The 24,347-nt window shown below is 72.9% G+C and carries 9 protein-coding genes and 1 pseudogene; 1 reads left to right on the plus strand and 9 read right to left on the minus strand.

The features are described 5' to 3' along the window. Positions 1-137: 137 nt before the first annotated feature. From IE260_RS39745 to IE260_RS39765, 5 genes are all read right to left on the minus strand, one after another. Positions 138-1,544 (minus strand): methylaspartate mutase, encoded by a 1,407-nt coding sequence (locus IE260_RS39745; RefSeq protein ID WP_189880812.1) that lies wholly within the window; start codon positions 1,542-1,544, stop codon positions 138-140. After that, positions 1,541-2,050: a cobalamin B12-binding domain-containing protein gene (locus IE260_RS39750; protein ID WP_189880813.1), complete on the minus strand. Its 510-nt coding sequence runs from the start codon at positions 2,048-2,050 to the stop codon at positions 1,541-1,543. The genes IE260_RS39745 and IE260_RS39750 overlap by 4 nt, the downstream gene beginning before the upstream one ends. After that, positions 2,043-3,281, minus strand: a complete 1,239-nt coding sequence (locus IE260_RS39755; protein WP_189880814.1) for a type III PLP-dependent enzyme domain-containing protein — start codon at positions 3,279-3,281, stop codon at positions 2,043-2,045. The genes IE260_RS39750 and IE260_RS39755 overlap by 8 nt, the downstream gene beginning before the upstream one ends. Beyond that, positions 3,278-4,732, minus strand: coding sequence for an AMP-binding protein (locus IE260_RS39760; RefSeq protein WP_373303469.1), 1,455 nt, complete (start codon positions 4,730-4,732; stop codon positions 3,278-3,280). Before IE260_RS39760 ends, IE260_RS39755 begins: the two co-directional genes overlap by 4 nt. Positions 4,733-4,973: 241 nt before the next feature. Next, complete coding sequence (locus IE260_RS39765; protein ID WP_189880815.1) at positions 4,974-6,542, minus strand: AMP-binding protein; 1,569 nt, start codon at positions 6,540-6,542, stop codon at positions 4,974-4,976. 194 nt (positions 6,543-6,736) lie between these two features. Between IE260_RS39765 and IE260_RS39770 the strand changes: the two genes are divergently transcribed. Further along, positions 6,737-6,985, plus strand: a complete 249-nt coding sequence (locus IE260_RS39770; RefSeq protein ID WP_189880816.1) for a phosphopantetheine-binding protein — start codon at positions 6,737-6,739, stop codon at positions 6,983-6,985. Between the two features lie 87 nt (positions 6,986-7,072). Here IE260_RS39770 and IE260_RS39775 read toward each other — a convergent pair whose 3' ends face one another. The 4 genes and pseudogenes from IE260_RS39775 to IE260_RS39790 all read right to left on the minus strand — a co-directional run. After that, positions 7,073-8,008 (minus strand): ACP S-malonyltransferase, encoded by a 936-nt coding sequence (locus tag IE260_RS39775; protein WP_229881790.1) that lies wholly within the window; start codon positions 8,006-8,008, stop codon positions 7,073-7,075. Positions 8,009-8,087: 79 nt separating this feature from the next. After that, positions 8,088-15,128: pseudogene (locus IE260_RS42945) on the minus strand (SDR family NAD(P)-dependent oxidoreductase); the annotation flags it as partial. A gap of 42 nt (positions 15,129-15,170) precedes the next feature. Continuing rightward, positions 15,171-20,615, minus strand: a complete 5,445-nt coding sequence (locus IE260_RS42950) for a type I polyketide synthase (RefSeq protein WP_444545581.1) — start codon at positions 20,613-20,615, stop codon at positions 15,171-15,173. 127 nt (positions 20,616-20,742) lie between these two features. Next, positions 20,743-24,347 (minus strand): SpnB-like Rossmann fold domain-containing protein (locus IE260_RS39790; RefSeq protein ID WP_189880819.1); only part of this gene is annotated, 3,605 nt, incomplete at its 5' end.

Raw genomic sequence — 24,347 nt, forward strand, 5'->3', positions numbered from 1 at the left:
TTGGCGTGCTGCGCCTCGGTCGCCCTCTCGCCCGGACCGGCCAGTGCCCGCGCACGGATCTCGTGCAGCTCCGCCACCCGCCCGGGCCGGCCCGGCCCTTCCCCTACCGATGTCATCGTCCGACTCTCCCCGTGTTCTCAGGCCGTCCCTGCTCGATCAGGGCTGTTCGGTGCACCGTGACGTCGTGGCTCCCGCTCCGGCGTCACGGCGATCCGCTCGGCGTCCGCGGGCACGGCGTGCGCGGCCCGTTCGCGGTCGTAGCGGGTCCGCACGTACGACAGGTCCGTCAGCAGCCCCGCCGCGGTGACCGTCCGCGCCCGGCGGCTGCGCACCCGGTGGCCGAGCGGCATCCGCCCCGTGTCGGCCCATTCGAGCCGCCCGTCGGCGTCGATGAAACTGCGGCTGCGCTGCGCGTTGTCCGGGTGGACGCAGTACGGGATGTCCAGGCAGCCGGTGCGGAACGCGTCCAGCAGCGCCCGGCCGATGTCGTCTCCCAGGTTCAGCACGGCCTCGACCAGGGAGCGGGCCTCCTCGTAGGTACGGGAGTCCCCGGCCGCCGCGGGATCGCCGGCCTCCGGCAGCGGCCGCACTCCGCGGGCCACGGTGTCCGCGTGACTGAGCGCCGCGACGTTGTCGGCGACGGTCGGAATCCTGCGCGACTCGGCGACGGTCTTCACGATCAGCCGGGCCGCACCCGTCTCCACCGCCAGCCGGGCCGCGTCGCCCAGCAGGCCGTACGCACCGTGCTCGGTCACCGGGAAGACGCCCATGTACGCGTACACGACGATGTGCCAGTTGTCCGTGGGCAGGAACTCGGCGCACAGGCGGCGCAGCGCCAGTACCGCCTCCCTGTCCTGCTCGTGGCTGGTCTGCTGCGCATAACTCAGCGACAGGCTGCGCACCCCGTGGTGGTGGAAGAAGAGCGCTTCGAGCAGACTGATGGCGATGAGCTGGCTGGGCGGGCACAACTGGCCCAGCATGCAGCCGCCGAAGGTCTCCACGTGGGGTTCGACGCCCAGGTCCCGCAGCCGGGCGTAGCGCCGGCTGCAGTGCTCCCAGTTCCGGACCGAGTCGGCGAGCGGAGTGCGGCCGTAGGGCAGGCAGTACGAGACCGGTCCGCCCTCCGTCGCGTTGAGCCGCAGCCGCACGAGCGAGGCGAAGATGTCCATGGGGGTGGCCGAACCGTGGCGCACCTGCACCGGGAAGTCCGCCCCCCGTATCCCCTGCAGCACGGAGCGCGTCACCTCGTCGGGGTAGGTGACGATCGGATAGCCGTTGAGCCCGATGCCGTGGCGAAGGGCGTGCTCGACGGCCTCCAGTTCGCCGACCCGGGTGAAACTGTCGAGGGTCACCGTGCCCACCGTGCGCGCGGGCGCCCGTTTCGTGGCGGCCAGGCCCGCCCGCATCTCCGTCGGTGTGCCGAAGCCCATCCTGGGCTGCACCACCAGCCCGCCGGAGCCGGCCGCCTCGCGCACGAAACGGCCGAAATCCACGGGGAATTCACCCAGGACGGCGGGGGAGCCCTCCCGACCTGCCAGGTTCATGCACCGCTCCGGGAGCCCGCGGTGAGGGACGGCCGGGGCAGCACACCGACGAAGTTCCGGAACTCGGCCACCCCCGCGGCGCCGTCCGGGAACACGGCGTCGTACCCGGCCGCCGCCAGTTCCCGCGCGATGCGTTCGGCGTTGTCGTCCGAGATGGCGAGTTTCCCGCCGATCGCGACCGGCGTGGCGACCAGCGACTCGCACGCGCGGAGCCGGCCGATCAGGCGGAGGCCGTCCTGATGGCCGTGCCCGTTGACGCTGCTGATCACGACGAGGTCCGGCTCCAGCAGCCGGCACTCCTCGACCAGCATCTCGTCCGGCACGCACGGACCCAGGTTCACGACCTCGTACCCGAGTTCCTCGATGAGCAGTTGCAGGAAGACCAGGTTCCAGGTGTGCGCGTCGGAGGCCACCCCGCTGACCACGACCAGCCCCCGCGCTCTGGCGGTGTCGTGTCCGGGCTCCCGCTCGGCCGGCCGGGCCGGTGACGTGTGCGGGCTAGACACGGCCGGTTCCGCTGACGGGCGTGCGGTGGTGCTCCAGCCGGGACGCGGACACGACCTCGCCGCCCCGCAGGACCACCTCGGTCGGGGCGGGCCTGCCCAGGAACATCAGCAGGCTCGCGGTCGGCCCGTACGCGCCGGCGTTGGGGATGACCACGGTGTCGCCGGGGTTCAGCTCGGGCACCTTGATCTCCCGGCCGAGGATGTCCCCCGGCGTGCACAGGGGGCCCACCAGGCTGGCGCGGTCCACGGCCCTGGAGTCGTCGAGTTCCACGGCCACCGGCAGCAGCCTGCCGAGCCCCGACATGCCGCCGAAGGTGTTGATGCCGGCGTCCAGCACCACGAACCTGCGGCCGCGGCTGACCTTGATGTTGGTGACCCCGGCGATCAGCGTCCCGGCCGCGCCGACGAGGTAGCGGCCCGACTCGCAGGCGAGCCGGGGGGTGCCCTCGCGCCATGCCGGGAAGTGCTCGTCGAGGGTCGCCGCCAGGGCGGAGCGGAGCGTCGGATAGGGGGACCGCCGGCCCGGCACCGCGTAGGGCACCGAGAATCCGCCGCCGATGTCGACGAACCGCAGCGGCAGTCCGAGTTCGCGCTCCAGCCGGGCGGCGAGGGCGATGGTGTGCTGGAACTCGGCGATCAGGCTCGCCTCGTCCTTGGCGTTGCTGAGCGGGAAGAAATGCAGTCCGGCCAGTTCGACACCCGTGACCTTCCGCAGCCGGGGCAGCACCTCGGGCAGGGCCTCGCTGTCGAACCCGAACTGCGAGGGCGTGCCGGTCATGCGGATGCTGGTCGTGGCGCTCGCCGTGACGCTGTTGACCCGCAGCAGGCAGTCGGCGACCACACCGTGGGCGTCGGCCGCCTGCCCGATGTGCTCGACGTCGGTCGCGGACTCCGCCGAGAACATGCGGACGCCGAGCCGGATCGCCTCGTCCAGCTCGCCCGCGGTCTTGCCGGGGCCCGTGTAGAGGATCTCGTGGCCGGCGAACCCGGCCTCCAGGGCCGCGGCGAGCTCACCGGTGGAGCTGATCTCCGCGCGGCAGGCCCTGACGGTGCCCGGCTCACGCAGGGCGCGGACCACCTCGGGGTGGGGGTTCGCCTTGAGCGCGTAGAACAGCTCGAACTCCTCGGGCAGGGCGTCGAAGAGTTCCCGGCGGGCGGTGGCGACCTCGTCGAGGTCGTAGACGTAGAGCGGGGTGCCGAAACGCGCGCTCAGTCCGGCGTACTGGTTCACTGGTCGCTCCCGGCGAGCATCTGGGTGAGAACCTGCCGTGCGTTCTTGCCGTGCAGGGTGAGGGGGAATCCCTTCAGGACCCGGCAGACGCCCGGGACCTTCTGCGGCTCCAGCAGCTTGGCCAGTTCCCGGAGCACGACCTGCGGTTCGAGGTCCGCCTCGACGAACAGGGCCAGATCGTGCGCCTCGGAGGGAGGCACCGCGGCGGCGGCCCGGACACCGGGGACGGCCATGGCGGCGCCCTCGATCTCCAGGACGCTCATCCGGATGCCCTTGCGCTTGAACATGTCGTCGCGGCGGCCCTCGAAGTACAGGTAGCCGTCGTCGTCGAGACTTCCGTAGTCGCCCGTGTGCAACCGGAGTTCACCCGTTGCGGGGTCCGGCCGGAAGGTCCTGGCGGTCAGTTCGGGTGCGCACCAGTACCCGGGCATCACATGAGGGCCGACGGCGACGATCTCGCCCGTCTCGCCGGGCGGGAGCTCACGGCCCTCGGCGTCCAGGATCAGTACCCTCGTGCCCGGCAGGGGCCGGCCCACGGAACCCGGCTTCTCCCGGTCCGCCTCCGGCGGCATGATGGAGATGCGCTTGCACTCGGTCTGGCCGAACTGGCGGACCACCCGGACGCCCGGGAAGTTCTCCCGCAGGGCGGCGATGGTGGCGTCCGGCAGCGCGGCGCCGGTGTTGGTGAACATCCGTACCGGCGGGGCCGGTTCGGTGTCCCGGGACGCCAGCGTGGCGATCATCCCGGCCAGGGACGGCACGATCGGCACGACCGTCGCACCGGTCTCCCGCATGCGCCTGAGCAGGACCAGGTCGGACTCCTCCCCGGCCAGCACGATCTCGGACCGGCCCAGGGCCGCCAGCAGCACCTTGTACAGGCCGTAGTCCCAGGACAGGGGGAAGCGGCAGAACACGACGTCGTCGGGGCGGTAGCCCAGCACCCGCTGGATGGCCCGGGACGCGAACGTCACCTGGGCGTGCGGACACATGACGGCCTTGGGGGCCGCCGTGCTGCCCGACGTGTAGACGAGCACGGCCACGTCGTCCGGCCGCGCCTTCGAGATGCCGCCGCCGGACGCCCCGTCGGCGGGTTCGGCGGGGACGTCACCGGCCGCGGACGTCTCGGCCCAGACCGTCTCCATGTCGAGCACCTCGGCCGTGGTCAGACCCGCCGGCGACTCCGTGGCCGCACCGGGGACGACGACCAGGGCCGGTTCGGCGTTGGAGAGGACCGACTCCAGGTGGAACCGCTTCATCGCCGGGTTGAGGGGAACGAACACGACGCCGCTGCGGGACGCGCCGTAGAACATGGCGACCAGTTCCCGCGTACTGGGCAGCTGGACCACGAGCCGGTCGCCGCGGCCGATGCCCCGGTCCCGCAGCCAGGCACTGAACCGACGGCTGAAGCCGGCCAGTTCCCGATAGGTCCACGATCCCCGGGAATCGGTCACGGCACGGCGGTCCGGAACCTCGGTGAGCGCATCATCGAGAAGCTGATGAATGAGCTCACTCCCGGTGGGCGCGAGTTCAGCGTGTATGTCTACCGCGTTCGCGTGGGCGCTCAAAGCCACTCTCCACAATCAGGAATGCAAGCGAGAATTTCGTTCCGGCGCGAGAACGAAGGAATGTGCCGGTACGACAGTAGGAGCAGAGAAGTGGTCCTCCGCACCCCTAGGCCCCCCTAGAGGGCACCTAATTCCCGGCCGTCAGGAGTTCCTGCGCGCGCTGCGCCAGCACCAGCCGGTCGATCTTCCGGTTCGGATTGAGCGGGAATTCGTCGAGGTGGTGGTAGTGCCGCGGCACCATGCCCGCAGGCAGCAGCCGGGACACCGAGCGGCCCAGGGCACCGGCCGAACCGGGCGTGCCGGTGTAGAACACGAACAGCTCCGTGCCCCCCGCCTCCGTCCGGCGGGTGACCGTCACCGCGTCGAGGACGCCCGCGCAACCACGGACGGCGTGGTCGATCTCGGCGAGCTCCACCCGCAGACCCTGGATCTGCACCTGGGCGTCCATCCGGCCCAGGTACACCAGCTCCCCGCCCGTGGTCCGCCGCACCCGGTCACCGGTCCGGTACCAGCTGCGCCCGCCGTGCTCGACGTAGCGGCCCCGCGCGTGCTCGGGGTCCAGGTACCCGGCGCCCAGCTGCGGGCCCCACATGCACAGCTCGCCCTCGTCGCCGTCGCACACCCGGCCGTCGGGGCCGAGCAGGAGCTGCTCGTGCCCCTCGTGCAGGACGCCGAGCGGCACCACCCCGTTGACACCCAGCCGCGGCGAGACCTCCGGGTCCCACCGGTGCCGGTGCGTCGTGATCGTCATCTCGGTGGGCCCGTACACGTTGACGACGGCCGAACCCGGCGCCGCGCGCTGCCAGTCGTCCGCGTCCTCGCACTTCAGGGCCTCCCCGCCGAAGTACGTCCAGCGCAGCGACGGCAGCGATCCGGGTGCCAGTCCGCCCATGCGGCGGATCAGCGCGACGGCGCTCGGTGCGGAGAACCACACGGAGACACCGTGCTCCGCCATGAACGCCGGCATGTCGCGGTAGGCGTGGCCGGGCACGGACACCAGCGTGGCGCCCGCCCCCCAGGCACACCACAGGTCCGACACGGCCGAGTCCCAGTTCAGGTTCGCCGCCTGTGAGAACACGTCGTCGGCGGTGAAGTCGTACCACTCGTCCATCAGCCGGAAGTAGTGGGCCAGATTGCCGTGCGTGAGGCGGACGCCCTTGGGGCGGCCCGTGGAACCGGAGGTGAACAGCACGTAGGCCAGGTCCGAGGAGGCCACGGGCCGCGGCTCGGTGAGGGCCCGCGCCGGGTCGGGGACCAGGCGGCGCAGCGGCGGCGTGATGCCCCCGTCCCCCTCGACGGCGAGGACCGGCAGGTCGGCGTCGATCTCCAGCGCACCGAGGGCGGCCAGGCCCTCGCGGTCCACGATCAGCGCCGACACCCCGGCGGCCTGCAGCATGTGCCTGTTCCGGGCGGCCGGGAAGTCCGCCAGCAGGGGCACGACCGGGACTCCGGCGTACACGCACGCCAGGATGCCGAGATAGGCGTGGACCCCGCGGCCGGTGAGGACACCCACGGGCCGTCGCGGTCCGTCGTCCGTCACCGGCAGCGCGCCCGCCCAGAGCAGCGCCCGCTCGTGAGCCGCCGCGTAGGTCACCGACGCGTCGCCCGACACGACGGCGACGCCTTCGGGGGAACGGGAGAGCCCGCGCAGGAAACGCGCGCCGAGCGCGTCCAGGGCCGTATCGTGTGATGTCACGCTCACTATTCCTCCTGGAAATGGCACTACCACAGCGGAGTGCCGGCCATCAACACGGCTGACTTTCTTAGGGGGCGCCCCCTAGCGGGGCGCGAAAATGAGGGGGTGGGCAGGGTTGTCCGGCCTGTCGCGGGATGCCTAGATTTCCGGCGTCGACCGCCGTCGAACAATTCACTCACTCACCCGGAGCGACCATGTGGGATGACAATTTCGAAGAGCTTCTCCGGCGTCATCTTCCGTTCCTCGGGCCCGACGAGGCCCTCGGAGCCGACGCCCAACTGAAGGACCTGGGACTCGACTCGCTGGGCACCGTCGAACTCCTCGCCGCCCTCGAGAGCGCCTACGACGTCCGGTTCGTGGACGACGCCCTGAGCGTGGAGACGTTCGCCACGCCCGGCACCCTCTGGAAGACGCTCGGCACGCTCACCGGCTCGGTGGTCTGAACGGCGCGTCCGCCCAGGCCGGCCGGCCGCTCCCACCCTCCCGGGTCTCACGACCCGGGAGGGCGTCCGGCGTTCCGGGGCCGCCGCTCAGGCCGCGGGCCGGCGGCGGCGCGGCCGCATCGCGAGCTGCGGAGTGAGCGGGGTGACCTCGAAGGCGGCGGTGGTGACGGCGACCCGCCCGAACAGGCTGTCCTGACCTGCGACGTACACCGTGCCGACGCCTAGGCCCCGCAGCGTGTCCACCACGTCCGGCCAGCGCACCGGGCGGACGAAACCGTCCAGCAGCAGCTCCCGGACACCCTCGGCGGACTCCACGAGCGTCCCGTCGTGGTCGGAGACGATCGGCAGGCGCGGGTCCGAGAACTCGATACCGGCGAAGACCTCCTCCTCCGCCTTGCGCCGCAGCGCGCCGAACGCCGCCGAGTGCATCGGCGGGCGCAGCGTGTACAGCGGCAGCCCGCCGACGGCGCGCAGCCGCTGCTGCAGCCATTCGAGCCTGCCCTCGCGCAGCGACAGCATGGTGAAGTCGTGGTCGATGTGGCAGGAGACGTCGCACCACTCGCCGTCCTCGCGCAGTTCACCGAGTATCCGCTCCAGCACGTCCTGCGGAGTGCGGGCGAACGAGTGCGTGACCACGTCGGTGTACTCCGTCGAGAAGTACTCCTCCATGCAGCGCGCGAACCCGGCGGTCATGCGGATCGCGTCCCGGGCCGACAGCGCCCCGGCGTGCACGGCGGCGGCCTTCCCGCCGAAACTGGGACCGGTGCAGCAGTCCGCCTCCATCTCCAGGGTGTCGGTCGCCCAGCGCGCCACGGCCAGGCAGTTGACCAGGAAGGCGACCTGGGCGTACTCGGAGTAGTCGCCGTCGGCCTCCCGGTAGCGGTCCACCAGGGAGTACCCGAGGGTCTCGTCGGCGAGGGAGACCAGCTCCCGCGCGTACGGGTTGATGACCATGAACTTCCCCACGTCCTCGAACCGGGACGGTCCCATGCCGGGGAAGATGACGGCCTTGCGTGCGCTCATGAGTCGCGTACGTCCTTCTGTGCGAGTACCAGGGTCAGTCGGTGACGGCGGTGCCGAGCGAGGCCAGCCATCCCTCGACGGCTCGCGCCGTGCTCTCCACGTCGGCCTCGACGATGGTGAAGTGGCTGCCGGGCACCACCAGGGTGGTGTGGGCGTAGTCGAGACCCGCCTGCCAGTCGTGCGACAGCGCGTCGTCGCCGGGCTCCGTGCTGAGCTCGTCGAGGAACGACGCCTCGGGGCGGACGAACAGCACCGGCGTCTCGATCCGCTCGCTCAGGGCGAACTCCGGGAACAGGTCGACGTAGCGGCCCATCGCGCTCATCGTGGTGTTGTCGAACCGGCCGAGGGTGTCCTCCTTCTCCGGCAGGGCGAACGCGATGCGGTCGAACAGGGCCCGCTTCGCGGACTCGTCGGGGTCGTAGGTGTCGAGCAGGACGACCGCCTCCGGCCTGCGGCCCCGGGCCTCCTCGAGCCGGCGAGCGGTGGCGTGTGCGAGGAGGCCGCCGGAGGAGAACCCCAGCAGGACGAACGGTTCGCCGTCCGATGCCGCCAGGACGCTCTCCGCCAGTACGGCCGCCACCGCGTCCACCGACTTCGGAAGGCTCTCCCCGCGGACGAACCCGGGGGTCGGCAGCGCCGTGACGTGCCGGACGCCCCGGAAGTGGGCGGCGAGCCGGGCATGTTGGTGGACACCGCCGGTCACCATCGGCGTGCTCAGGCAGATCACCCGGGGCCGGGCGGGCCCGTCCGCCAGGACCACCGGCTCCGGCAGCCGCCCGAGGTCGGCGGGCGAGGTGAACACCGGCCGCAGGTCGGCCGCCGCCCGCAGCAGCGCCAGACCCTTGGGCATGGCACGCGCCAGGATCGCATCGCGCATCAGCTCGTGCAGGCCCTCGTCCCGCACCTGGCCGGGCGCCGGCGCGGCCGCTGCCCCCGCCGTCGACGGGCCGCCGGCGGCCGCGCCGGGATCCTCGGCCAGCTCGGCGTCGACACGCAGCGCCAGTGCGGCGGGCGTCCTGCTGTCGAACACCACCATGGACGGAAGCCGCAGCCCCGTGGCCGCCTGGAGGGTGTTGCGCAGCTCCACCGCGGTCAGCGAATCGAACCCGGACTCCAGGAAGTTGCGCTCCATGTCCACCGCCTCGGCCCGGTCGTGGCCGAGCAGCGCCGCCGCACACGACCGCACCAGCTCCCGGACCGCCTCGAGACGCGCCGCGTCCGAGAGCCCCGCGAGCCGCTGCCGCCAGGAATCCGTGTCCGCGGCACCCGCGGCCGTGCGACGCACGCCGCCGCGCACCAGGCCGCGGAACAGCGACGGCGGTTCACCCCCGGAGGAGGCAGCCATGGCCCGCAGATCCACGGAGACCGGCAGCACATGTGCCGCCCCCAGCGCCCACGCGGTGTCGAACAGGGCCAGGCCCTCCTCGTCGGACAGCGCCCGTACCCCGAAACGGCCCATGCGCTGCAGATCCGCGTCGCCCAGGTCCCCCGTCATGCCCCCGGACCGTTCCCAAAGACCCCAGGCGAGGGACTGGGCCGGCAGCCCCGTCGCCCGCCGCCGGTGGGCGAGGGCGTCCAGGAAGGCGTTGGCCGCCGCGTAGTTGCCCTGGCCCGGGGCGCCGAGGACACCGCCCGAGGAGGAGAACAGCACGAACATGGACAGGTCGAGGTCCGCCGTCAGCTCGTGCAGGTTCCAGGCCCCGTCGGCCTTCGGGCGCAGCACCGCGTCCACCCGGTCCGGCGTCAGCGAACCGATGACACCGTCGTCGAGCACACCGGCGCTGTGCACCACTCCCGTCAGGGGACGGTCGGCGGGGACGGCGGCCAGGACACCCGCCAGCGCCTCGCGGTCGGCGATGTCGCACGCGGCGACCGTCACCTCGGCACCCAGCTCCTCCAGCTCCGCGCACAGTTCGGCGGCACCCGGGGCCCGCATGCCCCGGCGGCTGGTGAGCACCAGACCCCGCACGCCGTGCTCGGTCACCAGATGACGCGCCACCAGCGCACCGAGGCCGCCCGTGCCCCCGGTGACCAGCACCGTGCCGTCCGCTCGCGGCGCCACCGGCATGGTCAGAGCCACCTTGCCGACGTGCCGCGCCTCGCGGATGAAGCGGAACGCCTCCCGTGCCTCGCGCACGTCCCAGTCGCGCACCGGGAGCGGCGCAAGGGCACCCGACTCGAACAGGGCCAGCAGCTCGCGCAGGATCTCCTGGGTCCGGGCCGGGTCGGCCACCACCAGGTCGAACGCCTCGTAGACCACCCCGGGCCAGGCCCGGGCGATCTCGTCGGCGTCGCGGATGTCCGTCTTGCCCATCTCCACGAACCGGCCGCCGCGCGGCAGCAGGCGCAGCGACGCGTCGACGAACTCGCGTGCCAGCGAGTTCAGGACCACGTCCACGCCCTGCCCGTCCGTGGCCGCGAGGAACGTGTCCGCGAAGTCCAGGGTGCGGGAGCCGGCGATGTGCGACTCGTCCAGTCCCATCCCGGCCAGCGTGTCCCACTTGCCCGGGGAGGCGGTGCCGTACACCTCGGCGCCCAGGTGCCGCGCCAGCTGCACCGCCGCCATCCCCAGGCCGCCGGCCGCCGCGTGCACCAGGATCCGCTCGCCCGCTCGCAGCCGGGCGACGTCCACCAGACCGTAGTAGGCGGTCAGGAACACGGTGGGCACCGTGGCCGCCTGCTCGTACGACCAGCCCTCGGGCATCGGTACCAGCAACTCCTGGTCGGTGACCGCGACCGGACCGAACCCGCCCGTGAACAGGCCCATCACCTTGTCCCCGGGGGCGACACCGGTCACGCCCTCGCCCACGGCCAGGACGACACCGGCCGCCTCACCGCCGATGAACCGCCTGCCCGGGTACATGCCGAGCGTGATCAGCACATCGCGGAAGTTGACGCCCGCGGCGCGCACCGCGACCCGCACCTGGCCCGGGGCGAGGGGATCCTCCACCACCTCCGGGCACGCGATCAGGGACAGATCGTCCAGGGTCCCGCCCTCGGCCGGGTCGAGCCGCCAGGCCGGGGCGCCGGCGGGCGGCAGCAGCGGACCGGCCGTGGCCGCCCGCCGCAGCCGGGCGGCGTACAGACCCCCGTCACGGACGGCCAGCTGAGGCTCGGCGGCCGCCATCACCGCCGGCACCAGCTGCTCCGGCAGGGCCCCGCCGTCCGTGTCCTGCGCGCTCAGGTCCAGCAGCACGATCCGGTCCGGGTTCTCCGACTGGGCGGACCGCACCAGACCCCACACGGCGGCGCCCGCCGGATCGGCCGCCTCACCGGCGACCGCGCACACCGCGCCCCGCGTGACGACCAGCAGCCTGGACGCGGAGCAGCGGTCGTCGGCCAGCCACCGCTGCAGCACGTCCAACGTCCCGTGCACCGCCTCGCGGGCTTCCTCCGCGCCGCCACCGGCGGGGCACCGCAGCACCAGCACCTCCGGCACCGGCGCCCCGTCCGCCACCGCTTCCCACGGTGCCCAGCCGACCGGGGCCGGCGGGGCACCGGCGCCGGACGGGACCTCGGCCCACTCCAGGAGGAACAGCGAGTCCCGCTGTGCCGGAAGCGCCGCGGAACGCACCGCGTCCGCCGACGCCGGCCGCAGTACCAGCGACTCCACCGACGCGACCGGCTCACCCGTGGGATCGGCCAGCGTCAGCGACACCTCGCCGGCGCCCACGGGACTGATCCGCACCCGCAGTGCCGACGCACCCACCGCGTGCAGAGCGACACCCCGCCAGGCGAACGGCAGCACGACACCCTCGCCGAGGACGTCCGTCAACCCGATCGCGTGCAGCGCGGCGTCCAGCAAGGCCGGATGCACCCCGAAGCGCTCCGCCGACGAGCGTGCGCTCTCCGGCAGCTCCACCTCGGCGAAGACCTCGTCACCGGACCGCCACGCGGCCCGCAGCCCCTGGAACAGCGGCCCGTACGCGAGGCCGGCGCCCGCCAGCTCCCCGTACCACCCCTCGACCTCGATCCGCTCGGCACCGGCGGGCGGCCACTGGTCCAGACGGCCCGCCGAGCCCGCCCCGGCCGGCCTCAGCAGACCGGCCGCATGGCGACTCCACGGCAGGTCGTCGGCGTCCGAGCGCCGCGCGTACACACCGAGCGACCGCACGCCCGACTCGTCCGGACCGCTCACGACGACCTGTACCTGCACGCCGCCCGTCGCCGGCAGCACTAGCGGCCGCTCGATCGTCAGCTCCTCCACGACCCCGCAGCCGACCTCGTCACCGGCCCGGACCGCGAGCTCCACGAACGCCGTGCCCGGCAGCAGCACCTCCCCCCACACCGCGTGATCGGCGAGCCAGCCGTGCGACCCGACGGACACCCGGCCGGTGAGCACCGCCCCGCCCGAGTCGGGCAGCGCCACCGCCGCGCCGAGCAGCGGGTGACCGGCCGGCTCCAGCCCGGCCGTCGTCACGTCGCCGCCGCCCGGCCACGCGTCCAGCCAGAACCGCTGCCGACGGAACGCGTACGTCGGCAGGTCCAGCCGCACCGGCGGCCGGTCGGCGAAGAACGGCTCCCAGTCCACCGGCAGGCCCCGCACGTACGCCTGGCCCAGCGCGGCCGCGAACTGCCGCAGCCCGCCGTGGTCCCGGCGCAGAGAACCGATCGCGGCTGCCTCCGCACCCGTCGCCTCGAACGTCTCACCCAGACCGACCGTCAGCACCGGGTGCGGACTGGCCTCCACGAAGACGTCGAAACCGTCCGCGAGCAACGCCCGCGTGGCCTCCTCGAACCGCACCGTCCGGCGCAGGTTCGTGTACCAGTACTCGGCGTCCAGGACCGTCTCGCCCAGCAGACCGCCGGTGACCGTCGAATAGAACGCGACCGACGGCTCCTGCGGACGGACGTCCGCCAGCACGGACAGCAGCCGCTCCCGGACCGCCTCCACGAAGTGGGAGTGGGAGGCGTAGTCGACGGGGATACGGCGGGCCCGCACGCCCTCGGCGGTCAGCTCCGCCAGCAACTCGTCCAGCGGCCCGCTCTCCCCGCACACCACGCACGAGTCCGCGCCGTTCTCCGCGGCCAGGGACAGCCGGCCCTCCCACCGGGCGAGCCGCTCGCGTACCCGGTCGCCCGGCGCCAGCACCGACATCATGCCGCCCTGCCCGGCCAGCTCCTCGGCGATGACCCGGCTGCGCAGCGCCACCACCCGCGCCCCGTCCTCCAGGGACAGCGCACCCGCCACACAGGCCGCGGCGATCTCACCCTGCGAATGACCCACCACCGCGGCCGGCTCCACACCGAAGGAGCGCCACAGACCGGCCAGGGACACCATCACCGCCCACAGCACGGGCTGTACGACGTCCACCGCGTCCAGAGTGGGAGCACCGTCCTCGCCACGCAGCACGCGCAGCAGGTCCCAGTCCACGAACGGTTCGAGAGCCTTGGCGCACTCCTGCACCCGGGCGGCGAACTCGGGCGACGACTCCAGCAGCTCCGTCGCCATACCGGCCCACTGCGACCCCTGCCCCGGAAAGACGAACACCGCACGCGGCGCCTTCCCCACCGTACCCGCGGCCGCCGCGGCGGACCGGTCGCCCTCGGCCAGCCGGCGCAGGGCCCCGAGCAGCTCGGCCCGGTCCTCACCCACGACCACGGCCCGGTGCGCGAACGCGACCCGCGACGACACCAGCGCCCGGGACACGTCCCGTACGTCCGCATCCGCACGGGCCTCCGCCCAGCCCCCGAGCCGTTCCGCCTGCCCTGCCAGCGAGTCCGCGTCCTTCGCCGACAGGACCCACGGCACCACCGCGGACGCCACGGAACCCGCGGCCGGCACCGGCACCTCGCGGTCCTCGACGGGAGCCTGTTCCAGGATCACGTGCGCGTTCGTACCGCTGATGCCGAACGACGAGACGCCCGCGCGCCGCGGACGGTCCACTTCGGGCCAGGGCCGGGACTCGGCCAGCAGCTCCACCGCCCCGGCGTTCCAGTCCACCTGCGGCGTCGGCGTGTCCACGTGCAGCGTCTTCGGCAGCACACCGCGGTTCATCGCCTCGACCATCTTGATGATGCTCGCGACACCCGCAGCCGCCTGGGTGTGACCGATGTTCGACTTGATCGAACCCAGCCACAGCGGCCGGTCCTCCGGACGACCCTGCCCGTACGTCGCCAGCAGCGCCTGCGCCTCGATCGGGTCACCAAGCGTGGTGCCCGTCCCGTGCGCCTCCACCACGTCGACGCCGTCCACCGACAGCTGCGCGTTCGCCAGCGCCTGCCGGATCACCCGCTGCTGCGCCGGACCGCTCGGCGCCGTGAGCCCGTTGCTCGCACCGTCCTGATTGATCGCCGTACCCCGCACGATCGCCAGCACCGGGTGGCCGTTGCGCCGGGCGTCGGACAACCGCTCCAGCAGAAGCATCCCCGCGCCCTCGCCCCAGGCGGTGCCGTCGGCCGCGGCGGCGAACGACTTGCACCGGCCGTCGGCCGCCAGCCCGCGCTGCCGGCTGAACTCCACGAACACCTCGGGCGTCGCCATCACCGCGACACCGCCCGCGAGCGCGAGCGAGCACTCGCCCGAGCGCAGCGCCTGCACCGCCCAGTGGACCGCCACCAGCGACGACGAACACGCCGTGTCCACGGTGATCGCCGGGCCCTCCAGGCCGAACACGTACGACACCCGGCCGGAGGCGATGGCACCGGTACCGCTGTTCGTCGGATAGTCGTGATACATCATGCCGGCGAACACACCGGTGCTGCTGCCCTTCAGCGTCGCCGGATCGATCCCGGCCCGCTCGAACACCTCCCACGAACTCTCCAGCAGCAGACGCTGCTGCGGGTCCATGATGAGCGCCTCGTTCGGACTGATCCCGAAGAACGACGGGTCGAACTCCCCGGCCCGGTGCAGGAACCCGCCCTCCCGCACATACGTCGTGTCCGGGCGCGAGGCCGTCGGGTCGTACAGCCGGTCCACGTCCCAGCCCCGGTCGACCGGGAAGTCGCTGATGGCGTCCCGACCGTCCGCCACCAGGTTCCACAGGTCCTCGGGCGACTCGACACCGCCCGGGTAGCGGCAGCTCGCCGCCACGACGGCGATCGGCTCCCGCGACGCCGCCGTCAGCTTCGCGTTCTGCGCCCGCAGACGCTCGGTCTCCTTCAGCGACGCGCGCAGCGCGTCGACCAGCTTGTCCTGAGCATTGGCCATCGGTGGTTCCCCCTACCGTTCCACTGTCGCGTCGCCGAGGCCGGAGCCCTGGAGCGCCATGGTGATCAGACTGTCCGTGTCCATCTCGTCGATGTCGGCGGCGTCGCCCGCCGCCCCGGCGTCCCCGTCCGACAGCTCGGCCTCGACCGCGGAGAGACCGGTGAGCTCCAGCAGACTGTCGAGCAGCCCCGCCTCCCGCAGCCGCGCGATCGGCACCGACTGCAAGGCCCGGCGGAACGCCTCCTGCGCACCGGCATCGACCTCCGGAGCGTCACCCTCGCCCAGCTCCCCGGCCAGATGCACGGCGAGCTCCTGCGACGTCGGATGATCGAAGACCAGGGTGGCGGCCAGCCTCAGCCCCGTCGCCGCGTTCAGACGGTTGCGCAGCTCCACGGCCGCCAGCGAGTCGAAGCCCAGATCGCGGAACGCCCGCAACGGCTCGACGTCCGCCGGATCGCCGTACCCCAGGATGGCCGCGACCTCGACCCGGACCAGGCGCAGCAGTTCCGCGTCCCGTTCCGCAGCGGGCAGTCCCGCCAGACGCTCCCGCCAGGCCGGCGCCGCCACCGGCTCGCTGTCGGCCGCCCGCCGCACGGACGCGCCCCGGACCAGCCCGCGGAACATCGGCGGCAGCGCACCACCCAGGCCCGCCATGGCCCGCACGTCGAGCCGCACCGGCAACAGGTGCGCCGTGCCGCGCGCGCACGCGGCGTCGAACAGCGCCAGACCGGGATCCGGTGTCAGCGGCAGCACGCCGAGCCGCCCCATCCTGGCCAGGTCGCCCTCGGTCAGCCGGTCCGCCATGCCGCCGACCTCCACCCACGGGCCCCATGCCAGGGACACGGCGGGCAGGCCGGCCGCCACACGGTGCGCGGCCAGCGCGTCGACGTACGCGTTCGCCGCGGCGTAGTTGCCCTGCCCCGGCGTCCCCAGCACACCCGCCACCGACGAGAACACGGCGAACAGCGACAGGTCCAGCCCGGCGGTGAGCTCGTGCAGATGCCAGGCGGCATCCGCCTTGGGCCGCATGACCCGGTCGACGCGCTCGGCACCCAGGGCGGGGATCGTGCCGTCGTCGAGCACGCCCGCGGCATGCACGACGCCGGTCAGCGGGTGCTTGGCAGGAACAGCGGCGATCAGGCCGGCCAGCGCCTCCCGGTCGGCAACGTCACACGCGGCGACCGTCACCTGCGCACCCGACTCCTCCAGCTCGGCGCGCAGTTCCTCGGCCCCGGGCGCGGCAGGCCCACGGCGGCTGACCAGCAGCAGACGACGTACGCCGTGACGTGCGACGAGATGCCGCGCGACCAGGGCACCGAGCCCTCCGGTACCGCCCGTGACCAGCGTCGTGCCCTCACCGCCGCGGCACGCGCCCTCCCGGGCCCCCTGACCCTCGGCGGCACCGGCGGACCGGGCCGCCGCACGCGCCAGGCGGGGCGTGAACAGCACCCCCTCCCGCAGCGCGAGCTGCGGTTCGCCGGCAGCGATCAGGCGCGCGACATCCGGCGCGCCGGAAGCGTCGTCGAGGTCGGCCACGACGAACCTGCCGGGCTGCTCCGACTGCGCGGAGCGGATCAACCCCCACACGGCAGCCGCGGCGACGTCCGAGACCGCCTCACCGCACGCGGAGACGGCACCGCGGGTCGTGACGAGAAGCCGCGCGTCGGCGAACCGCTCCTGCGCGAGCCAGGACTGCGCCACGCGCAGCACACGATGGGCGGCCGTACGCGCCGACTCGGCGTCGACGGCTCCAGGAGCACAGGACAGGACGACGACGTCCGGCACCGGGCCGTCGTCCGCGACATCCTCCCAGGCGGCCCACGACACCTCCGCGGACGCAGCCGCCTCCCTCACCGGCGCCCACTCCACTTGGAACAGGGCGTCGTTGAGCGCCCCACCGGCGGCCTCCGGGCGACTGGTGTCCACGCTGCGCAGCGTCAGCGCCTCCGCCGTCGCCACGGGACGACCGGACACGTCGGTCAGCTCCACCGAGACCACACCGTCGCGACGAGGCGTCAGACGGATGCGCACACGCGACGCGCCGACCGCGTGCACGTCGACCTTCGACCAGGAGAACGGCAGCGCGGCCCCCGCACCCGTGGCCCGCGTCAGCGTCACCGCGTGCAGCGCGGAGTCCAGCAGCGCCGGATGCAGCGCGAAGTGACCCGCGCTCGTCACCAGGTCGCCGGGGAGCGCGGCCACGGCACAGACCTCGTCCCCGTGACGCCACGCCGCCTCCAGCCCCCGGAACGCGGCCCCGTAGACGAGACCCGCCTCGGCAAGCCCCTCGTAGAAGCCGTCCAGATCCACCGGCCGGCCGTCGGCCGGCACCCATGCGCGGGGCTCGTCCGGGACACGGTGCGCGTCCGGGGCGAGAACCCCGGCCGCATGCCGGGTCCACGGCACCCCGTCGGCCGCGCCCTCGGGCCGGCTGTGGACGCTCACCGGCCGCACACCGGTCTCGTCGACCCCGCCCACGGTCACCTGGACGTGGACTGCGCCGTGCCGGGGCAGCACCAGGGGCGCCTCGAACGTGAGCTCCTCCACGGCTCCACACCCCACCCGGTCACCCGCCTGCACGGCCAGTTCGAGGAAGCCCGTCCCCGGGAACAGGATCGACTCACCCACGACGTGGTCCGCGAGCCAGGGCTGCGCCCCCACCGAGAGCCGGCCGGTCACGAGCACACCGTCCGAGTCCGCCGGGCGCACGGCCGCGCTGAGGAGGGGATGGGCGACCGGCTCCAGACCGGCCGACGTCACGTCGCCCGACCGCGTGGACCCTTCGGCCCAGTAGCGCTGGTGTTGGAAGGCGTAGGTGGGGAGGGGGGTGGGGTGGGCGCCGGTGTCGGTGTAGAAGGCGTTCCAGTCGACGGTGGTGCCGCGCGCGTGGAGGTGGGCGAGTGCGGTGAGTGTTTCGCGGGTTTCGTCGCGGTCGCGGCGCAGGGTTGCTGCGAAGGTGTGGCCGTCGGTGGTGAGGGTGTCCTGGGCCATGGCGGTGAGGACGGCGTCGGGGCCGAGCTCGACGAATGTGGTGACGCCTTCGGTCTGCAGGCGTTCGACGGCGTCGGTGAAGCGGACGGCCTGGCGGGCGTGGTTGACCCAGTAGTCGGCGTCCGGGGTGACGGGTTCACCGGTGACGTTGGAGATGACCGGGATGCGGGGTGCCTGGTGGCTGAGTGTCCGCGCGATCTGCGCGAACTCCTTCAGCATGGGTTCCATCAGTGGTGAGTGGAAGGCGTGGGAGGTCCGCAGACGTTTGGTCTTGCGGTCCGGGAACCTGTCCGCGATGGCCTGTGCCTCGGTCTCGTCGCCCGAGATCACCACGGACATGGGTCCGTTGAGGGCGGCGATGCTGACCTGGTCGGTCAGCAAGGGCAGGATCTCCTCTTCGGTGGCCTGGACGGCGATCATGGTGCCGCCTTCGGGCAGGGCCTGCATGAGCCGGCCGCGTGCCGTGACGAGGGCGGCGGCGTCTTCGAGAGAGAGCACTCCTGCGGTGTGGGCGGCGGCGAGTTCGCCGATGGAGTGTCCGGCGACGTAGTCGGGGCGTATGCCCCAGGACTCCAGCAGTCGGAACAGGGCGACCTCGATGGCGAACAGCGCGGGCTGGGTGTATTCGGTGCGGTCCAGCAGCGCGCTGTCGTCGCTGTCCCAGATGACGGTGCGCAGCGGGACGGTCAGGTGCTGGTCCAGTGCGTCGGTGACGGTGTCGAAGGCGGTGGCGAAGGCGGGGAAGGCGGCGTGGAGGTCGCGTCCCATGCCGAGGCGCTGTGAACCCTGACCCGTGAACAAGAACGCCGACTTCCCACCGCGGGCCGCCGAGCCCACGACCGTCGTGCTGCCGACCACGTTGTCCTGCGCCAGCTTCCGCAGGGCCGCCACCGCGGACTCGACGTCGGCGGTGAGGACCACGGCCCGGTGGTCCAGCGCCGCACGCGTGGTCGCCAGGGAGTACGCCATGTCCAGCGGTGAGGTCTCCTCGTCCCGCGTCGCGACGAACGACGCGAGCTTCTCCGCCTGCGCCCGGAGCGCCTGGGGGCTCGTGCCGGAGAGCACCCACGGCACCAGAGGCAACGACCGGAGAGGTCGTGAGCCCGGCTCCGCTTCGGGCGCCGTTTCGGGGGCCTGTTCCAGGATGACGTGCGCGTTGGTGCCGCTGAGCCCGAACGACGAGACGGCGGCCCGGCGAGGGTGGTCCGTGTCGGGCCATTCCCGTGCCTCGGTGAGCAGTTCGACGGCGCCCGCGGTCCAGTCGATCTTCGGAGAGGGCTCGTCCACGTGGAGGGTCCGGGGCAGCACGCCGTGGCGCATGGCCTGGACCATCTTGATGACGCCCCCCACGCCCGCGGCGGCCTGGGCGTGGCCGATGTTCGACTTGATCGAGCCCAGGTACAGCGGCAGCCCGGCCGGACGGCCCTGCCCGTAGGACGCGATCAGAGCCTGCGCCTCGATCGGATCGCCGAGGGTGGTACCGGTGCCGTGTGCCTCGACGGCGTCGACCTGGTCGGCGGTGATCTGCGCGTCGGCGAGCGCCTGCTCGATGACGCGCTGCTGGGCAGGACCGTTGGGCGCGGTGAGGCCGTTGCTCGCGCCGTCCTGGTTGATCGCGCTGCCCCGGACCACCGCGAGGACCGGATGGCCGTTGCGGCGCGCGTCCGACAGACGCTCGACGAGGAGCATGCCCACGCCCTCGCCCCAGCCGGTGCCGTCGGCGGCGGCGGCGAACGACTTGCAGCGGCCGTCCATGGCCAGCCCCCGCTGCTGACTGAACCCGATGAAGGAGTTCGGCGTGGCCATGATCGTGACACCGCCGGCGAGGGCGAGGGTGCATTCGCCTCGGCGCAGGGCCTGCATGGCCTGGTGCAGGGCGACCAGCGACGACGAGCACGCCGTGTCCACGGTCACCGCCGGGCCCTCGAGGCCCAGCGTGTAGGCGACGCGTCCCGAGGCCACGCTGCCCAGCACGCCGACGCCGCCGTCACCGCCGATGGCGTAGTCGTGGTAGACCAGCCCGGTGTAGACGCCGGTCCGGCTGCCCTTGAGCGACAGGGGGTCGATGCCGGCCCGCTCGACGGCCTCCCAGGACGTCTCCAGGACCAGTCGCTGCTGCGGGTCGGTCTCGCGTGCCTCGCCGGGGCTCATCCTGAAGAGGTCCGCGTCGAAGTCACCTGCGGTATGGACGAAACCGCCTTCCCGGGAGTACGTCCTGCCGGGCTTCGCGGGTTCCGGATCGAAGATGCCGTCGATGTCCCAGCCACGGTTCTCGGGGAAGTACGAGATGCCGTCACCGCCCGAGGCCACCAGGTCCCACAGGGCTTCGGGAGAGTCGACGCCGCCGGGGAACCGGCAGCTCATCCCGATGATCGCGATCGGCTCGCGCGGAGCTGCCTCCGCCTCACGCAGCCGGCGCTTCGCCAGTTGAAGGTCGGCGGTGGCGCGCTTGAGATAGTCACGCAGCTTGTCGTCGTTGCTCATGTGAAGTTCAACCGTCCTCGCGCCACTCGCGGCGTGGTGGGAGTTTCGTGCGTGGAGGAGACGGGGCCCGGTCCGGGCCCCGGCGAAGGGTCCGGACCCGCGTCGCCCGTCAGGACAGACCCAGTTCGCTGTCGAGGACCCGGAACAACTCGTCGTCACTCGCCGCCTCGTACGTCTCCGGTTCCGCTTCGCCCTGCGTGGCGGCGGCACCACCGTGGAGGTCGCTCCAGCGGCGCATGAGCGCCTCCAGCCGTGTCGTGATCCTGGTGACGGCATCGCCGCCGCCCTCGCCGTCGGCCGCTCCCACGCCGGAGGAGAGCGCCAGCAGCGCGGCCTCCAGACGGTCGACCTCGGCCAGTACCGGCCCGGTGACGTCCGACTCCTCGGGCTCGATGACGGAGCTCAGGTGTCCGGCGACCGCCTGAGCCGTCGGATGGTCGAAGACCAGCGTGGCCGGCAACTGGAGGCCGGTCGCCCTGCTCAGCCGCCTGCGCAGCTCGATCGCCGCGAGCGAGTCGAACCCGAGCGCCTGGAACGGCCGGTCCGGCTCGACGTCCGCCGCCGAATCGTGTTCCAGCACGGCCGCGACCTCCGTGACCACCAGTTCGAGGAGCCGTTGGTCGCGTTCCGCTTCCGTAAGGCCCGCGAGAAGCCGGCGGATCCCCGCCCCCGCCTGCGGGCCGCCCCGTCCGGTGCGCGGCCGGGCGGGCAGACGTACGACACCGCTCAGTACGGGCGGAACGTCGTCCGGCTCGGCGCGCAGCGCCGCGATGTCCAGGCGGACCGGAACGACAGACGGTTCCGACAGGCCGAGGGCCGTGTCGAAGAGCCGCAGGCCCTCTTGGGCACTCAGCACGGGCAGTCCGCTGCGGTCCCGCCCGCCCGGCCCCGCCCCCTCGGCCGTCCCGTCCGACCCGTCGGCCGGCTCGGTGACCTCCGTACGCCACGGTCCGAAGCCCAGGGCCACCGAAGGCAGACCATGCGCCGTACGGTGCCGTGCGAGAGCGTCCAGGAACGTGGCCGCGGCCGCACGGCCGCCCTGCCCCATCCCGTGCAGCACTCCCGCCGACGAGGAGACCAGCAAGAACCTGCCCAGATGCAGCTCGCGCGTCACCTCGTGCAGAACCCACGCCGCATCCGCCTGGGCGCGCAGCACCGCGTCCAGGTGCTGCGGCGTCATCCCGTCGATCAGCGCGGTACCGGTCTCCGCCCCTCCCGTGTGCACGACGGCGCACAACGGGTGATCCGTGGAGACGGAGGCCACAACGCGCCCCATGGCCTCGCGGTCGGCGGCGTCGCACACCTCCACGCGGACATCGGCCCCGAGCGCCCTCAACTCCGCTACGACGCCGGCATCGTCGCCCGCCGCCGGTTCCACGGCCACGTCCGCCGTCAGCAGCAGTCGGCGTGCGCCGTGCTCGGCGACGAGATGCCGGGCCACGAGTGCACCGGCGCCCTGCGTGCCGCCCGTGACCAGCACGGTGCCGGCGGACATGCTCCAGGACCCGGTCGTCCCCGCACGGGGCTCCCTTCTCACACGCGCCAGGCGCGGGACGCGGAGTTCGCCGTCACGAAGGGCGAGTTCGGGCTCCCCGGTGGCGAGGGCGGCGGTCAGCGCGCGGTCCGACGCCTCCGTACCGTCGAGGTCGACCAGCACGAACCGGTCCGGATGCTCGCCCTGGGCAGCGCGGACGAGCCCCCACACAGGAGCCAGGGTGAGGTCGAGGCCGGCGTCCGATCCGCCGACGGCCACGCTGTTCCGGGTGGCGACCACGAGTCGTGAACCGCCGTACCTCGCATCGGCCGACCACGAACGGACCGCGTCCAGGGTGGCGGTCAGCACCGTACGGACATCGGCGGCGACGTCTCCGGTGGCGGCCGGCTCCACGTCGAGCAGGACGTACTCCGGCACATCGGCAGCCGGGTCACCCACCTCGCTCAGCGGAACAACGCCTTCCGTGGTCGGCGCGGCGGCCACCGGAAGCGGCAGCGGCTGCCACTCCAGCGTGAACAGCGCGTCATGAGACGCGGAGCCCGCCGCAGAGTGCAGTTCGGCCGCGGAGACGGGGCGGGCGACCAGGGACTCGACGGACAGCACGGGCCGGCCGGAGCCATCCGCGACCGTCATGCCGAAGGTGTCGGGACCGGTCGCGGCAATCCGCACCCGCAGCGAAGTGGCACCGGCTGCGTGCAACGACACGCCGTTCCAGTCCATCGGCACGAGCGGTGCCCCGGCGCCTGCCTCGCCGAGCCACCGCACATGAGCGGCCGCGTCGAGGAGCGCGGGGTGGATGCCGAAGCGGCCGGCGTCTGCGTGGGCGTCCTCCGGCAGATCGATCTCGGCGAAGATCTCGTCGCCGCGTCGCCAGGCGGCCTTGAGGCCCTGGAAGACGGGGCCGTAGGCGTAGCCGCATTCCAGCAGCCGCTCGTAGCCGTCAGCCACGTGCAGCGGCTGAGCACCCGGCGGGGGCCACTCGGCGAGGTCGACGTCCGGTCCGCTGCCATGCGGCACCACGAGACCGGTGGCGTGGTGGACCCACGGTGCGTCCGTCGGCGCCCCTTCGGCCCGGGAGTGGCACTCGACGGTCCGGCGGCCGTCCTCTCCCGACGCCCCCACGACGATCTGCAGCGCCGTACCGCCCGTCTCGGGCAGGACGAGCGGGCTCGTCAGGGTGAGCCTTTCGAGCACATGGGAACCGACCTCGCGCGCCGCTCGGAGCAGCAGATCGACGAAAGCGGCGGCAGGGAGGACCTGTACGTCCAGGACGTCGTGGTCCGCGACCCAGGGGTGCGTACGGAGGGAAACACGGCCGGTCAGCACCAACTCGTCTCCGCCTGCCAGGCCCACGACGGCACCGAGCAGCGGGTGTTCGGCGTCGGTCTGGCCGAGGTGCGTGGCGTCCATGGCCGTGCTGGGGGTGTCGGTCCAGTAGGGCTGGTGTTGGAAGGCGTAGGTGGGGAGGGGGGTGGGGTGGGCGCCGGTGTCGGTGTAGAAGGCGTTCCAGTCGACGGTGGTGCCGCGCGCGTGGAGGTGGGCGAGTGCGGTGAGTGTTTCGCGGGTTTCGTCGCGGTCGCGGCGCAGGGTTGCTGCGAAGGTGTGGCCGTCGCCGGTGAGGGTGTCCTGGGCCATGGCGGTGAGGACGGCGTCGGGGCCGAGCTCGACGAATGTGGTGACGCCTTCGGTCTGCAGGCGTTCGACGGCGTCGGTGAAGCGGACGGCATTGCGGGCGTGGTTGACCCAGTAGTCGGCGTCCGGGGTGACGGGTTCGCCGGTGACGTTGGAGATGACCGGGATGCGGGGTGTCTGGTGGCTGAGTGTCCGCGCGATCTGCGCGAACTCCTTCAGCATGGGTTCCATCAGTGGTGAGTGGAAGGCGTGGGAGGTCCGCAGACGTTTGGTCTTGCGGTCCGGGAACCGGTCCGCGATGGCCTGCGCCTCGGTCTCGTCACCGGAGATCACCACGGACATGGGTCCGTTGAGGGCGGCGATGCTGACCTGGTCGGTCAGCAGGGGCAGGATCTCCTCTTCGGTGGCCTGGAGGGCGATCATGGTGCCGCCTTCGGGCAGGGCCTGCATGAGCCGGCCTCGTGCCGTGACGAGGGTGGCGGCGTCTTCGAGGGAAAGGACTCCTGCCGCGTGGGCGGCGGCGAGTTCGCCGATGGAGTGTCCGGCGACGAAGTCGGGGCGTATGCCCCAGGACTCCAGCAGCCGGA

It is taken from the genome of Streptomyces viridiviolaceus (assembly GCF_014650995.1).
Lineage (GTDB): Bacteria > Actinomycetota > Actinomycetes > Streptomycetales > Streptomycetaceae > Streptomyces > Streptomyces viridiviolaceus.